Origin of the sequence: Streptomyces sp. NPDC005722, from assembly GCF_040630935.1 — a bacterium.
GTDB lineage: Bacteria > Actinomycetota > Actinomycetes > Streptomycetales > Streptomycetaceae > Actinacidiphila.
In genome coordinates this window covers 255,022-269,871 of sequence record NZ_JBEXYN010000005.1, presented here as the reverse complement: position 1 = coordinate 269,871, position 14,850 = coordinate 255,022, and the positions used below count along the sequence as shown (strand labels likewise).

General features: G+C 73.3%; 9 protein-coding genes and 2 tRNA genes. 2 read left to right on the top strand and 9 right to left on the bottom strand.

From position 1 onward, the window contains the following. Positions 1 to 51 precede the first annotated feature (51 nt). Together ABZ479_RS08980 and ABZ479_RS08975 are read right to left on the bottom strand one after the other, a co-directional pair. A complete protein-coding gene (locus tag ABZ479_RS08980; RefSeq protein ID WP_500460835.1) occupies positions 52 to 3,393 on the bottom strand; it encodes an AfsR/SARP family transcriptional regulator in 3,342 nt (1,113 codons plus the stop codon). A gap of 148 nt (positions 3,394 to 3,541) precedes the next feature. Continuing rightward, positions 3,542 to 3,614: transfer RNA gene (locus tag ABZ479_RS08975), tRNA-Ala, on the bottom strand. Between the two features lie 111 nt (positions 3,615 to 3,725). Here ABZ479_RS08975 and ABZ479_RS08970 point away from each other — a divergent pair. Together ABZ479_RS08970 and ABZ479_RS08965 are read left to right on the top strand one after the other, a co-directional pair. Continuing rightward, positions 3,726 to 4,292, top strand: a complete 567-nt coding sequence (locus tag ABZ479_RS08970; RefSeq protein ID WP_500460834.1) for a DNA-binding protein — start codon at positions 3,726 to 3,728, stop codon at positions 4,290 to 4,292. Continuing rightward, positions 4,285 to 5,502 (top strand): serine/threonine-protein kinase, encoded by a 1,218-nt coding sequence (locus ABZ479_RS08965; RefSeq protein WP_500460833.1) that lies wholly within the window; start codon positions 4,285 to 4,287, stop codon positions 5,500 to 5,502. Before ABZ479_RS08970 ends, ABZ479_RS08965 begins: the two co-directional genes overlap by 8 nt. Here the strand turns inward: ABZ479_RS08965 and ABZ479_RS08960 are convergent. The 7 genes from ABZ479_RS08960 to gyrB form a co-directional block, all read right to left on the bottom strand. Further along, positions 5,488 to 6,729 (bottom strand): hypothetical protein, encoded by a 1,242-nt coding sequence (locus tag ABZ479_RS08960; RefSeq protein WP_500460831.1) that lies wholly within the window; start codon positions 6,727 to 6,729, stop codon positions 5,488 to 5,490. The two genes, ABZ479_RS08965 and ABZ479_RS08960, sit on opposite strands and share 15 nt — an antisense overlap. Then, entirely contained in the window at positions 6,726 to 8,609 is a 1,884-nt protein-coding gene (locus ABZ479_RS08955; protein WP_500460830.1) for a vWA domain-containing protein, read from the bottom strand. The genes ABZ479_RS08960 and ABZ479_RS08955 overlap by 4 nt, the downstream gene beginning before the upstream one ends. A gap of 165 nt (positions 8,610 to 8,774) precedes the next feature. Further along, positions 8,775 to 8,915, bottom strand: a complete 141-nt coding sequence (locus ABZ479_RS08950; protein WP_018559211.1) for a DLW-39 family protein — start codon at positions 8,913 to 8,915, stop codon at positions 8,775 to 8,777. Positions 8,916 to 9,070: 155 nt separating this feature from the next. Next, a tRNA-Ile gene (locus ABZ479_RS08945) sits at positions 9,071 to 9,144 on the bottom strand. 53 nt (positions 9,145 to 9,197) lie between these two features. Next, positions 9,198 to 9,866 carry a DUF3566 domain-containing protein gene (locus ABZ479_RS08940; RefSeq protein ID WP_500460932.1) on the bottom strand — a complete coding sequence of 223 codons (669 nt, stop codon included), beginning with the start codon at positions 9,864 to 9,866 and terminating at the stop codon, positions 9,198 to 9,200. Positions 9,867 to 9,926: 60 nt separating this feature from the next. Beyond that, the gene (gene gyrA, locus ABZ479_RS08935) at positions 9,927 to 12,518 is read right to left on the bottom strand and encodes a DNA gyrase subunit A (protein ID WP_500460829.1); all 2,592 of its coding nucleotides are present in this window, start codon (positions 12,516 to 12,518) and stop codon (positions 9,927 to 9,929) included. Positions 12,519 to 12,561: 43 nt separating this feature from the next. After that, complete coding sequence (gene gyrB / locus ABZ479_RS08930; protein ID WP_499604610.1) at positions 12,562 to 14,604, bottom strand: DNA topoisomerase (ATP-hydrolyzing) subunit B; 2,043 nt, start codon at positions 14,602 to 14,604, stop codon at positions 12,562 to 12,564. Between the last annotated feature and the right edge of the window lie 246 nt (positions 14,605 to 14,850).

Sequence of the window (14,850 nt, the reverse complement as noted above, 5' to 3'; positions counted from 1 at the left end):
ACACGGTGCGCGCGGCCGCTGACCGGCCGCGCACCGCACGCTGACCGGCTGCTACGGGCGGCCGGTCAGCGCGGTCAGCGCCCGCAGCGCCCGGTCGGCGGGCAGGCCCGCACCGCGCGCCCACGCCTGATCGTGGGCCCGGTCGCCGAGGGCGGCCCGCACGGCCTCCCCGGTGCGGGCGGCGTCCGGACCGTCCACCACTTCCCGGCCGCGCAGCGCACGGCCCAGGCCCAGCAGTTCGGCGGCCCGTGGAAGGTCCTCCTCGGCGAGGGCGAGTGCGGCGAAGGCGTCGGCGAGGTTCGCCGCGAGCGGCAGGTCGCGCGCCCCGTGCTCCACGTCGGCGGCCTCGCGGAAGTGCCCGCGGGCGGCGTCGGTACCGCCCTGCTCCAGGGCGATCCTGCCGAGGGCGATGTGCGCCTCGGCGCGGGCGCTCTCGCCGGTGTACCAGCCGTCCAGGGACTCGGACAGGGCCAGCGCCGACAGCCGGCGTGCCTCGTCCGGGTCGCCGGTGAGCCGGGCGCACTCGCCGAGCCCCAGGTGCGCCCCGGCGAACATCTCCCGGGCGCCGCAGCGCCGGGCGAGTTCCAGGCCGCGCGTGAAGTCGGCCCGGGCCTCCTCGTACCGTCCGGACCGCAACCCGCACCTGCCGCGTTCGGCGAGCAGTTCGGCGACGCTCTCGGTGGCGCCCAGTTCGGCGGCGTGGCCGAGGGCCTCGTCGATCAGCCCCACGGCCCGCGCCACGTCGCCGCGGGCGCCCGACAGCCAGGCCAGCTGGGTGAGGGCCATCGTGGTCCCCCAGCGGTCGCCCAGGGCGCGGAAACCGGCGAGGGCCCGGCCGAACTCCGTGTCGGCGGCGGCGATGTCACCGCCGACCATCCACGCGTGGAACCCGGAGCCGACGTGGACCAGTGCCTGCTGCCAGGGCTCGACGAGACTCGTCGCGCCCTCCGCGTAGCGGGCGAACGTCTCGTCGTCCGGCACCCCGGCGAAGGGCGCCCAGAGCAGGTTGAGCACGGGGTAGCGGCGGGCCATCCCGCCGAGCCCGGCGACGACGTCCGTCGCGGCCGTCAGGTGGACGGCGAGTTCGGACTGGTCGGCGGTGACGGAGGCGGCGCTGATCACGCACAGCGCGTACTCCTCCGCCAGCCCCCGTGGCCCGCCGGGCGCGGTCGCCGCCAGCAGCTCGCGGGCGGGCCGGGCTCCCTCGTACCGCATGCCGCGCAGCATCCAGTAGGTGCACAGGGAGGCGAGCAGCCGCAGCGCCAGGACGGTGTCGCCCGCGGCCACCGAACCGCGCAGCGCGGCGTGCAGGTTGTCGTGGTCCGCGGCGAGCCGGCGCAGCCACTCCAGCTGCTCGGCCCGGCGCAGCCACGGGTCGGCGGTCCGCGCGAGGTCGAGGAAGTAGGCGGCGTGCGCCTCGCGCAGCGCCTCCGACTCGCCCGTCTCCACCAGGCGTTCGGCCGCGTAGGCCCTGATGGTCTGGAGCAGCCGGTAGCGGACGGCGCCGTCGCCCTCGTCGCCGAGCGCGTCCGGACGGTCCACCACCACAAGCGACTTGTCGGCGAGGGAGGCGAGCAGGTCGAGCATGTCCTCGGCGTCGATGGCGCCGTCGCCCGCCGGGCCCGCGCAGATCGCCTCGGCGGCCCGCAGCGTCCAGCCCCCGGCGAAGACCGAGGCGCGGCGCAGCACGGTGCGCTCGTCCTCGGGCAGCAGCTCCCAGCTCCAGTCCACGACCCCGCGCAGGGTCCGCTGGCGGGGCTGGGCGGTACGGCTGCCCCGGGAGAGCAGCCGGAAGCGGTCGTCCGGCCCGGCGAGCACGTCCCCGAGCCGGGCGGCGATGTCGGCGGCCGACAGCGACCGCAACCGGGCGGCGGCCAGCTCGATGGCGAGCGGAACGCCGTCCAAGGCCCGGCAGATCCGCGCGGCGGACTCGGCGTCGGGCACCCGGCCGGACGGGCTCACGGCGGCGGCCCGCTCCAGGAACAGCCGGACGGCGGGGGAGCCGAGCACGTCCTCCTCCGGCGCGCCGGGCGCCGGCACGGGCAGTGGCTCCAGCGGGCAGAGCGTCTCGCCGTTGACGCCGAGCGCCTCCCGGGTGGTCGCCAGGACCCGTACCCGCGGGCAGGCGGCCAGCAGCTCCGCGGTGAGACGGGCGACGTCGGCGACCAGGTGCTCGCAGTTGTCGAGTACGAGCAGCAGATCCCGGTCGGCCAGTGCGGCGGTGAGGCGGGCGAGCGGCGAACCCTCCGGGGCCCCGCCCTCGCGCCCGGCGGTCCCGGGAAGCAGGCCCGCCTCCCGCAGACCGAGCGCCCCCGCGATCGCCTGCGGCACCTCGGAGCCGTGGGTCAGCCCGGAGAGGTCCACGAAGCGGACCTCCCCCGTGTGGCGCCCGGCGGCCTCCACGGCGATGCGCGTCTTGCCCGCGCCGCCCGGGCCGATCAGGGTGACCAGCCGGGCGTCGGCGAGGCGCGCACCGATCCGCGCCAGCTCCGCCTCGCGCCCGATGAAGCTGGTCAGCTGGGCGGGCAGCCCGTGCCCGAGGAACGGCGCGGACGGGCGCCCCGCGGACGATGTTTCACGTGAAACACCCGAAGACCGGGCATCCGGCGCACCCTCGCCGGCTGCGCGGACCACGGGCGGCGCGGTACGGGAGGGACCCGGGTCGCCGCGCAGCACCGCCAGATGCGCCTCCGCGAGCTCCGGGCCGGGGTCCGCGCCTAGGGACTCGGCGAGCTCGCGCCGCGCGTCCTCGTACACCCGCAGCGCCTCGGACTGGCGGCCGCAGCTGTACAGCGCCCGCATCAGCTGGGCCCGCAGCCGTTCCCGCAACGGGTAGCGGGCGACCAGCTCCTGCAGCTCCGCGACGAGTTCCTGGTGGTGCCGGGCGTCCAGCACCAGTTCGGCCGCGATGCGGTCCTCCACCGCCGCGATCCGCAGTTCCTCCAGCCGCGTCACCTGCGCCCGGGCGAACGGCGCGTCGCCCACGTCCGCCAGGGCGGAGCCCCGCCACAGCTCCAGCGCACCGCGCAGCAGGACCGACGCCCGCCCCGGCTCACCCGCGGCCAGCGCCTCCCGGCCCTCGGCCGCGAGGCGTTCGAAGCGGTGCACGTCCACCTCGTCCCGGGCGACCACCAGCCGGTAGCCCCCGGGCGGGCGCTCGATGGGCACCCCGACGGCCGCGCGCAGCCGCGAGACCTGGGACTGCAGCGCGTTGCCGACCCCGGCCGGCGGCTCGTCCCCGTACAGCCCGTCGATCAGCCGCTCGGTGGCGACGATCCGGCCCGCCTCCAGCAGCAGCATCGCCAGCAGCGCCCGCCGTCCCGGGCCCCCGACGGCGGCCGTGCCCCCGTCGTCCCGCAGCGCTCTCGTCTCCCCCAGAATGCCGAAACGCACGCCGCCGATTGTGCCGCACGAAGGGGCGGGCGTCCCTGGGAGGAGGGTGGATGACGCGGTGGACGGCCGGCGCCCCGGCTCCGGATTCCGGCCCCGGGTACACGACAGGCCGGGACCTCGATGAGGTTCCCGGCCCGGTCGGACGGTGTGGAGCCTAGGGGAGTCGAACCCCTGACATCCGCCATGCAAAGACGGCGCTCTACCAACTGAGCTAAGGCCCCGTGCCGCAGACCAGCGTACCGGCTGCGGAGAGGATCACCGACCGAGTATCGGCGGTCCGTAGGATGACGGGCAAGTTCGCGGCCGCAAAGGTCCCCCGTCAGGAGCCCGCAATGGACACCTCGCAGCCGGACGCCGCCGCCCGCGTCCAGGACATGCAGCGCACCTGGTACGGCGAGCCGCTCGGTGTGCTGTTCCGCGGCCTCATGGAGACCCTGGGGCTGAACCAGGCGCGGCTGGCGGGGGTGCTGGGGCTGTCGGCGCCGATGCTGTCCCAGCTGATGAGCGGGCAGCGCGCGAAGATCGGCAACCCGGCGGTCGTACAGCGGCTGCAGGCGCTGCAGGAGCTCGCCGCGGAGGTGTCCGGCGGAGCGGTGAACGCGGCGGACGCCGTGCCGCGGATGGAGGAGATCCGCGGCTCCGAGGGCTCGCCCCTGCTCGGCACCACCCAGAGCGCGGCCGGAGCCCCGCTGCCGCCCGCCCGCAGGGTCGTCCACGAGGTCCGCGCGCTGCTGCACGCGGTGGCCTCGTCCGCCGAGATCGCCGAGGCGGCCGACTCCCTCGCCCACCGCCACCCCCAACTGGCAGAGTTCCTCCGGGTGTACGGTGCCGGGCCGTCCGAAGCGGCGGTCCGGGACTACGAGACGCGGAAGCAGGGGGCGGACGCACGTCATGGGTGAGGTGTTCGCGGGCCGGTACGAGCTGGTCGATCCCGTCGGACGCGGCGGGGTGGGCGCGGTGTGGCGCGCCTGGGACCGGCGTCGCGGGCGCTACGTGGCGGCCAAGGTGCTGCTGCAGAGCGACGCCCACGCCCTGCTGCGCTTCGTCCGGGAGCAGGCGCTGCGCATCGACCACCCGCACGTCCTCGCCCCCACCAGCTGGGCGGCCGACGACGACAAGGTGCTGTTCACCATGGACCTGGTGCGCGGCGGCTCGCTCTCGCACCTCATCGGCGACTACGGCCCGCTCCCCGGGCGCTACGTCGGCGCTCTGCTCGACCAGTTGCTGTCCGGGCTGACGGCCGTGCACGCCGAGGGCGTGGTGCACCGGGACATCAAGCCCGCGAACATCCTGCTGGAGGCGACCGGCACCGGGCGCCCGCACCTGAGGCTGTCGGACTTCGGCATCGCCATGCGCAAGGGGGAACCCCGGCTCACCGCGGCGAACCACGTGGTGGGCACCCCGGGCTACTTCGCCCCGGAGCAGCTGCTGGGCGCCGAACCGGACTTCCCCGCCGACCTGTACGCGACCGGGCTGGTCGCCCTCTACCTGCTCAGCGGCAGCAAGCCCGACGCGGAGGCGATCGTCACCCAGTACGTCCACGGCATGCCCCTGGCCCCGCGGGGCGTACCCGGTCCGCTGTGGGAGGTGATCGGCACCCTGCTGCAGCCGGACCCGGAGGCCCGCTTCCGTACCGCCGCGGGCGCCCGCAAGGCCCTGGCGGCGGCGGTCGAGCTGCTGCCGGACCCGGACCCGGACGAGGAGGCCGTCGAGGTCTTCGACCAGATCGGGCCGCTGCCCGCCGGCTTCTCCCCCGACGGTCCGCTGGATCCCACGCCGTCCGTGGAGGAGACCGGAAGCTTCCGCCTGCCCCCGCCCGCCCCCGCCGGGCGGCCCGTCGCGACCGCCCCGACGCCGCCCACCCCGCCGACCGTGGCCCCCGTCACCCCGGCGCCCACCCGTCCGTACACGGGCACCGTCACGGGTGCCGGTGCCCCGGTGGCCGCGCCCGTCGCCCCCCTCACCCCGCCGCTGCCGGCGCTCCCGGCCGTCGCACCCGCCGTACCCGCGCGCCGGCCCGGGCCTCCCGCCAGGGTCGTCGTGCCGATGCTGCTCGTCGCGGCCCTCTGCCTCGCCTTCGGCTTCTGGGCGCTGTCAGCGTCCTCCTGAGACCGCGGCCGTCCCGCGCCGCCGCGCGGCCACCGTCCACACCGCCAGCGAGAGCAGCAGCACGGTGCCCGCCCCCAGGGCCGCGAAGCCGAGGGCGCGCAGCAGCGGGTCGCCGGAACCGGGCTCCCCGGGGAGGCCGAGGTCCTCGCCCGGGTCGCCGTCGTACGAGGGACCGGCCTGCGCGGCGCCCTCGACGCCGACCCGCAGGGTGACCGGGACCGCGCCGTCGACGAAGCCGGCGACTTCCGGGTGCACCGACACCGCCAGGTAGTAGAAGCCGTCGAAACGGGCCGCCGACACGGCGTCGCCGCTCTCGTAGCGGTTGGCGTAGGCGACCTTCCCGGTCGTGGCGGTGACGGAGGCCTGCTCGCCCGAGTAGGAGGCGGTGTCGGTGCCGATGAAGGCCCAGCGCGGGTTGTAGACCTCCACCCGCAGGCCCGAACCGCTGTAGCCGCCGGGCTTCGTGACGGGCGCGTTGGCGAAGTCCGCCGCGACCCAGGCCTGTTGCCCCCAGCCGACCGGCACCCGGTAGAAGCGGGTCTGACCAGGCAGCACCTCGTCCCGCCACACCCCGGCGGCGAGGATCCCGGCGTGGAGGAAGTCCGCGCCGCCGGTGACGCCGTGGGCGGTGCCGCTCGCGGGTACGGGCGTCCGCGTGGCGGGGCTGAGCGCCGGGCCCGGAGTGGCACCCTCGGTGAGCCCCGGCTCCTCGGTGAGGCGGATCTGGAGCGGCCAGGGCGCGGCGTCCGAGGTGCCCTGCGAGGTGCGGGTGACCTCCAGGACGTAGGCGTGCGCGTCCTGGCACGGTCCGTCCCCGCCGATGGTGCGCCGGACCCAGGTGCCGATCGGCCGGGCCGCCCCGTCGTCGGAGAACGTCCGGCGGCCGCTGTCGCAGCGGGTGCCGTCGGTGCTGGTCAGCGTCAGCTCGATGCCGTCCCCGTACGCCACCTCGGTGCCCGGGCGGGGCAGCGCGAAGACGGCGAGGTAGGACGAGTGCACGGCGTCCAGGTCGAGGGCGTAGTTCCTGCCGCCCCCGTCGGCCGGCAGGCTGTCCCGGTACAGGACGCCGGGCTCGAGCCGCGGGGCGTCGGCGGTGCTCGCCCGGCCCTGTACGGCCTCGCCCTGGGGCTGCCAGGAGGGGACGGCCGCATCGGCGAGCGCCGTTCCCGCCGCACCGGCCGACAGCGCGAGCGCCGCCACCACCGCTGTGACTGCCCTGCGGATCATGCCCCGCCCCTCCGCCTGCGGCCCAGCAGGGCCACCGTCCCGACCCCGGCGAGCGCCAACGCGCCGCCCGCGGCCGCCGCGATCGCGTCGCCCGCCGTCATGAAGCCCCCGCCGTCCGCGGGGACACCGGCGCTCTCCGGGTGCCCGGACACCACCCGCTCCCCGCCGTCCTTGCCGGCGGCCGGACCGCTGCCGAGCGCCGCCGCGTCGTACTCCGGACCGGCCGACTCCGTGCCCGTCACCGCCACACGCACGACGACGCGCACCGCCGCGTTCCGCGCCAGTTCCGCCGCGCCCGGCCCGAGCGACACGGCGACGTAGTGCTCGCCCGCCGTACGGGCGCCCCGGGCGCCGGCGGCGGCCACCCAGCGGTTGGTCCACGTCACCGGCACGGTGCCGAGCCCCACGGACAGCGGCCGCCCGAAGTAGCCGCGGCGCTGCGGCATCCCGGAGGCGTCGCCCAGCGGTTGCCGCCCCGGCCCGTACGCGGCCGTCGCCACGAAGGACGAGGCCGTGGAACCGCGCTCCAGCAGGGGTTCGTTGGCGAAGTCCGCGGAGTACGTCAGCCGCTGTCCCCAGCCGACCCGCACCTTGTAGAAGCGCGTCTGCCCGGGCAGCAGCGTGTCCCGCCAGACGCCGGTGCCGAGGCGGCGCGCGTCGTTGAAGCCCGTGCCGCCCTCGACGTCGCGCGGTGCGCCCGTCAGCGCCGGCGGCGGGTCCCCGTAGCGGGTGGCGGCCGGTGCCGGGGTGGCGCCCGCGGCGAACGGCCGCTCGGTGCCGTACCGCAGCTCCAGGGGCCAGCGGGCCCGGTCCGAGCCGGCGGCGCTGGTGCGGTGCACGGAGAGCACGTAGCGCCCCGCCTCGTCGCAGGCGCCGCTCCCGTCGTCGCCGGGGATGCGGCTGACGGCGCCGCCGATCACCATGGCGCCCTCGTCCTGCCCGAAGTGCGCGGAGTCCGAGCCGCAGGTGAGGGGGTACCTCCCGGTGCCCGCCAGCCGCAGTTCGACGCCGTCCCCGTACGCGGCCCGCACCCCCGGCCGCGGCACCGCGGTCACCGCCAGGTCGGCCGTGGAGGCCGCGTCCAGGTCCACGGCGTACCAGCGCGTCTCGCCGGGGCCGATGTCGTCGACGTACTGGCCGGGGGACAGGCCCGGGGCACCGGCGGCGGCCGCCGAGCCGGTCACCGGCCGGCCCCGGAGCCGGTAGGCGTCCGCGCCGAGCCGGGAGGCCCGCGTCAACTGCCGGACGAGGGAGGCGGCGTCGGGGGCGTCGTAGTAGCTCCCGTGCCCGGCTTCGGCGACGCATTCCAGCTGCTCCCGGGCGCCGCCCCGCACCTGGAAGCCGATGGTGTCGATCCGCAGGTCGGCGCCCTGTCCGGCGAGCTGTGCCGCCACCTCGCAGGGCTCGGGTGCCCCGCAGGTGTCCTCGCCGTCGGAGACCAGCACGATCGTCCGCCGGCCGCCCTCGGGCAGGTCGGCGGCCGCCCTGCGCAGCGACAGCCCGATCGGGGTGTCGCCCTTGGGCCGCACGCCGGCCACGGCCCGCTTCAGGGCGTCCCGGTCCAGCGGCCGCACGGGCTGCAGCAGCCGGGTGTCGTCGCAGCCGTGCTCCTTGCCCGCGCCGTAGACGCGCAGTCCCGTCGGGTAGCCGTCCGGCAGCGCGTCCACGACGGCTCCGACGGCCTCCCTGGCCACCGTCATGCGCGCGCCCGCCATAGAGCCGGAGGAGTCCAGCACCATGACCAGGCTGTCGCCCTCGCCGCCCGTGGCGGCCCGTGCCGCCCCGGGCGGCCCCAGCAGCGCGCCCAGCACCGCCAGCCCGCCCGCGGCCGCCCACAACCGGCCCAGGGACCCGCACGGCAGCGCATTCCCTCGTCGCATGTGCTGTTCCCCCTCGCACATCGTCGGCCTCAGCGAAGCTATTGATTTGCGACAGCAAATACAAGCGGATCACGTCACGGTCGGGCAACGACGCCGCGGGCATGACGAAGCCCCGACCACATCGTGATCGGGGCTCCGAGAATCCTTCGTCCGTGCTGCCGCGTCTCAGACGCTCGCGCCGGAACCCGCCGGAACGGAATCCGTGGCCTCCGTCCACAGGTCCTGCTCGGCGCGGTCCGCCTGGATCTGGCGGTACACGAGGAGACCGCCGATGGCGGCCAGTGCGACCAGGAGAAACTTCTTCACCGCGCGACCTCGTCCTTCTTGCGTTGGGGGTCTTCCGACGGGCCCGACTATACACACCGGTCGATATCGAACGGTGACCTGCCACCGGAACCAACTCCGCCGGCGCGGGCAAGGAAACGGCCCGTACGGATGATCCGTACGGGCCGTTCACGCGGTGGGGCTAACAGGACTTGAACCTGTGGCCTCTTCCTTATCAGGGAAGCGCTCTAACCGTCTGAGCTATAGCCCCGCGCTGCGTTGCGTTGAAAGATTAGCGCACACGGGGCCGTGGCCCAAAATCGGTTACTCGTCCTCCGCCAGCGTCAGCTCGACCCCGCCCACCATGCCGGCCGACATGTTGTAGATGAAGGCGCCGAGCGTGGCCAGCGCCGTGGCCAGCACGACGTCGATGACCGCGATGACCGCCGTGAAGGTCAGCACGCGCGACAGCGACAGGAAGGACACCAGGTCGAAGCCGCCGTCCGAACCCGACGAGGTGGCCTCGCTGAGGGTGCCGCCGACCGTGGTGAAGACGCCGATGGCGTCCATCACCATCCACAGCACCGCGACCGCGATGACCGTGCAGATGCCCAGCGCGATGGAGAGCAGGAAGCTGACCTTCATCACCGACCACGGGTCGGCCTTGGCCACCCGCAGCCGCGCCTTGCGCGTGCGCGGGACGGTGCGGGCCGCCGGACGCGGCTGGCGGACGCCGGCGGTCGCGGGGGGCCCGGCCGGGGGCGCGTACGCCTGCGGCGGCTGGTGCGGGCCCTGCGGCTGCTGCTGGGGCTGCGGCGGCTGCTCCGCGACCGGGGCGCCGGGCGCGCCGCCGTAGGTCTGCTGGTGCACCGCGTGCTGGTGCTGCTGCTGCGATGGACGGGTGTCAGTCACGGTGATTCCCCCCTGGTGCGGGCCGTTGTCCGTACGTGGGCCATGGGCACCGCCGATCGCCTCCGGCAGGGCCACCGGCATCGGCTGCCCTCCGTCCGCGCCCGTCCCACCCGCGGTGCCCTTGGCTCCACTCACGGCTTCTTACTCCTCCGACTCGGCGGCCACGGGCTGTTCGCCCTCGGCCTCTTCGGCGGCGACGACCTCTTCGGCCTCCGCCCCCGCCTCGGCATTGCGGGCGACGCCCACGACTGCATCCTTTTTACCGAGGTTGATCAGTTGGACGCCCATGGTGTCACGCCCGGTTTCCCTGATCTCGTTGACACGGGTGCGGATCACGCCGCCGCCGAGGGTGATGGCGAGGATCTCGTCGGTCTCCTCCACCACCAGCGCCCCGACCAGGGAACCCCGGTCCTCGACGATCTTGGCCGCCTTGATGCCGAGTCCGCCGCGTCCCTGGACCCGGTACTCGTCCACACTGGTGCGCTTGGCGTACCCGCCGTCGGTGGCGGTGAAGACGAACGTACCCGGTCGCACGACATTCATCGAGAGCAGTTCGTCCCCTTCCCGGAAGCTCATGCCCTTCACGCCCGAGGTCGCACGGCCCATCGGGCGCAGCGTGTCGTCCGTCGCGGTGAACCGGATGGACTGCGCCTTGCGGCTGACCAGCAGCAGGTCGTCGGCCGGACCGACCAGCTCGGCGCCGATCAGCAGGTCCTCGCTGCCGTCCTCGGTCTCCCGCAGGTTGATCGCGATCACGCCGCCGGAACGGGGCGAGTCGTAGTCCTTCAGCGAGGTCTTCTTCACCAGGCCCGAACGGGTGGCGAGCACCAGGTAGGGCGCCGCGTTGTAGTCGCGGATGGCCAGCACCTGGGCGATCTGCTCGTCCGGCTGGAAGGCCAGCAGGTTCGCCACGTGCTGCCCGCGGGCGTCACGGCCGGCGTCCGGCAGCTCGTACGCCTTGGCGCGGTAGACCCGGCCCTTGTTGGTGAAGAACAGCAGCCAGTGGTGGGTGGTGGAGACGAAGAAGTGGTCGACGATGTCGTCTTCCCGCAGCTTCGTGCCCCGCACCCCCTTGCCGCCGCGCTTCTGGGACCGGTAGTCGTCGGTCTTGGTGCGCTTGACGTAGCCGCCGCGGGTGATCGTGACGACGATGTCCTCCTCGGCGATCAGGTCCTCGATGGACATGTCGCCGTCGAAGGGCACCAGCGCCGAGCGCCGGTCGTCGCCGAACTTCTCGACGATCGCCGTCAGCTCGGTGCTGATGATGCCGCGCTGCATCTCGGGCGAGGCCAGGATGCGGTTGTACTCGTTGATCTTCGCCTGGAGCTCGTCGTGCTCCTGGACGATCTTCTGCCGCTCCAGGGCCGCCAGGCGGCGGAGCTGCATCTCCAGGATCGCGTTGGCCTGGATCTCGTCGATCTCCAGCAGGCCCATCAGGCCTTCGCGCGCCACGTCGACCGTCGCGCTGCGCCGGATCAGGGCGATGACCTCGTCGATCGCGTCCAGGGCCTTCAGCAGGCCGCGCAGGATGTGCGCGCGCTCCTCGGCCTTGCGCAGCCGGAAGCGGGTCCTGCGGACGATGACCTCGATCTGGTGGGTCACCCACTGCTTGATGAACTGGTCCAGCGAGAGCGTGCGCGGCACGCCGTCGACCAGCGCCAGCATGTTGGCGCCGAAGTTCGTCTGCAGGTCGGTGTGCTTGTAGAGGTTGTTCAGCACGACCTTGGCCACGGCGTCGCGCTTGAGCACGATCACCAGGCGCTGCCCGGTCCTGGAGGAGGTCTCGTCCCGGACGTCGGCGATGCCGCCGACCCGGCCGTCCTTCACCAGGTCGGCGATCTTCTGCGCCAGGTTGTCGGGGTTGACCTGGTACGGCAGCTCGGTGACCACCAGGCACTGCCGGCCCTGGATCTCCTCGACCTCGACCACCGCGCGCATCGTGATGGAGCCGCGGCCGGTGCGGTACGCCTCCTCGATGCCCTTGCGGCCCACCACCAGGGCGCCGGTCGGGAAGTCGGGGCCCTTGATGCGCTCGATGAGCGCGTCCAGCAACTCCTCGTTGGACGCCTCGGGGTTGGCCAGGTACCACTGGGCGCCCTCGGCGACCTCGCGCAGGTTGTGCGGCGGGATGTTGGTCGCCATGCCGACCGCGATGCCGGCGGAGCCGTTGATCAGCAGGTTGGGGAAGCGCGCCGGCAGGACCGTCGGCTCCTGGTTGCGGCCGTCGTAGTTGTCCTGGAAGTCGACGGTCTCCTCGTCGATGTCCCGGACCATCTCCATCGACAGCGGCGCCATCTTGCACTCGGTGTACCGCATGGCGGCGGCCGGGTCGTTGCCCGGGGAACCGAAGTTGCCGTTGCTGTCGACCAGCGGCATGCGCATCGACCACGGCTGGGCCAGCCGCACCAGCGCGTCGTAGATCGAGGAGTCGCCGTGCGGGTGGTACGTACCCATGACGTCGCCGACCACGCGGGCGCACTTGTAGAAGCCGCGCTCGGGGCGGTAACCGCCGTCGTACATCGCGTACAGCACGCGGCGGTGGACGGGCTTGAGGCCGTCCCGGACGTCGGGCAGCGCGCGGGACACGATGACGGACATCGCGTAGTCCAGGTAGCTGCGCTGCATCTCCGTCTCGAGGCCCACGGCCTCGATCCGCATGGTGTCCGTCTCGGCGGCGGCGCCCTCGGCGCCCTCCGGGGTGCCGGGCGTGACAGGGGTGTTCTCGTCGGCCATTGCTGGTCAAAGTCCTTTCGGGCGGCGGCTGATGGGGGCCGACTCAGATGTCGAGGAAGCGGACATCCTTGGCGTTGCGCTGGATGAAGGAGCGCCGGGCCTCGACGTCCTCGCCCATCAGCACCGAGAACAGGTCGTCGGCGAGGGCCGCGTCGTCCAGGGTGACCTGGCCGAGCACGCGGTGGTCGACGTCCATCGTGGTGACCCGCAGTTCCTCGGCGTTCATCTCGCCGAGGCCCTTGAAGCGCTGGATCGAGTCCTCGCGCACGCGCTTGCCGTTCTGCCGCCCCAGCTCGATCAGGGCGTCGCGCTCGGAGTCGGAGTACGCGTACTCGAAGTCGTCCCGGCCCCACTTGATCTTGTAGAGCGGGGGACGGGAGAGGTACACGTGGCCCGCCTCGACCAGCGGCCGCATGAAGCGGAACAGGAAGGTCAGCAGCAGGGTGTTGATGTGCTGGCCGTCCACGTCGGCGTCGGCCATCAGGATGATCTTGTGGTAGCGCAGCTTGGAGATGTCGAAGTCCTCGTGCACACCGGTGCCGAAGGCCGAGATCAGCGCCTGGATCTCGGTGTTCTGGAGGATCTTGTCGATCCGCGCCTTCTCCACGTTCAGGATCTTGCCGCGGATCGGGAGGATCGCCTGGTACTGCGGGTTGCGGCCGGACTTGGCCGAGCCGCCGGCGGAGTCGCCCTCGACGATGAAGATCTCGCACTTGGCGGGGTCGTTGGACTGGCAGTCGCTCAGCTTGCCCGGCAGCGACGCCGTCTCCAGCAGGCCCTTGCGGCGCGTCAGGTCGCGCGCCTTGCGGGCGGCGACGCGGGCGGTGGCCGCCTGGATCGACTTGCGGATGATGTCCGAGGCCTCGTTGGGGTTGCGGTCCAACCAGTCCGTCAGGTGCTCGTGCACGACCTTCTGGACGAAGGTCTTCGCCTCGGTGTTGCCGAGCTTGGTCTTGGTCTGGCCCTCGAACTGCGGCTCGCCCAGCTTGACCGAGATGATCGCGGTCAGGCCCTCGCGGATGTCCTCACCGGTGAGGTTGTCGTCCTTCTCGCGGAGCAGCTTCTTCTCGCGCGCGTACTTGTTGACCAGCGTGGTCAGCGCGGCGCGGAAGCCCTCCTCGTGGGTGCCGCCCTCATGGGTGTGGATGGTGTTGGCGAAGCTGTAGACACCCTCGCTGTACTGGGTGTTCCACTGCATCGCGACCTCGACGGAGAGCATCCGCTCCTTGTCCTCCGCGTCGATGTCGATCACCGACGGGTGGACCGTCTCGCCCTTGCGCGAGTTCAGGTACTTCACGAAGTCGACGATGCCGCCCTCGTAGTGGTACGAGACCGAGCGCGGCTGGCCCTCGTTCTCCACGTCCGCGTGCTCGGGGCGCTCGTCCGTCAGCGAGATGGTCAGGCCCTTGTTGAGGAAGGCCATCTCCTGGAAGCGCCGCGAGAGCGTCTCGAAGGAGTACTCGAGGGTCTCGAAGATGTCCCCGTCCGCCCAGAAGGTGACCGAGGTGCCGGTCTCCGGGACCTCCTCGTTCTTCTGCAGCGGGGCGGTGGGAACACCCATCTTGTAGTCCTGGGTCCAGCGGAAGCCCTCACGCTTGACCTCGACCGCGACCTTCGTCGACAGGGCGTTCACCACGGAGACGCCGACGCCGTGCAGACCGCCGGAGACGGCGTAGCCGCCGCCGCCGAACTTGCCGCCGGCGTGGAGGACGGTCAGCACGACCTCGACGGCGGGCTTGCCCTCGGACGGCACGATGTCCACGGGGATGCCGCGGCCGTTGTCGACGACGCGCACGCCGCCGTCGGGGAGGATCGTGACGTTGATGGTGTCCGCGTGACCGGCCAGCGCCTCGTCGACGGAGTTGTCGACGACCTCGTACACCAGGTGGTGCAGGCCGCGCTCGCCCGTCGAGCCGATGTACATGCCCGGGCGCTTGCGAACCGCGTCCAGGCCCTCAAGGACGGTGATCGCGCTGGCGTCGTACGCCCCGCCGGAGGCGGGTGCGGCGGAGCCGTCAGCTGCGGACGTATTGATCTCGTTGGGGTTGCCGGAATCGGCCACGAAGCGCCCTTTCTGGCACAGCATGAGCCGGGTCCCGCGGGGCGGAACCGGCTTCATCACTCGACATCTTCGACTGGTCCCGCTGGGGTCCCCCGGTGCCGGAGGCCAGGGGCGGGCGGTACTGCTACCAGTCTACCGGTAGCGCCGACATAGATGGGGCTTTGGCGGTACCTGAGTTCCCGTGTGCCCGACGGAAGTACCTCCTGACGACTCCCCACACGCGGACCGGGTCCCAAAACGGCTCACGCGGGCGCACAGGGCTTCGACCCG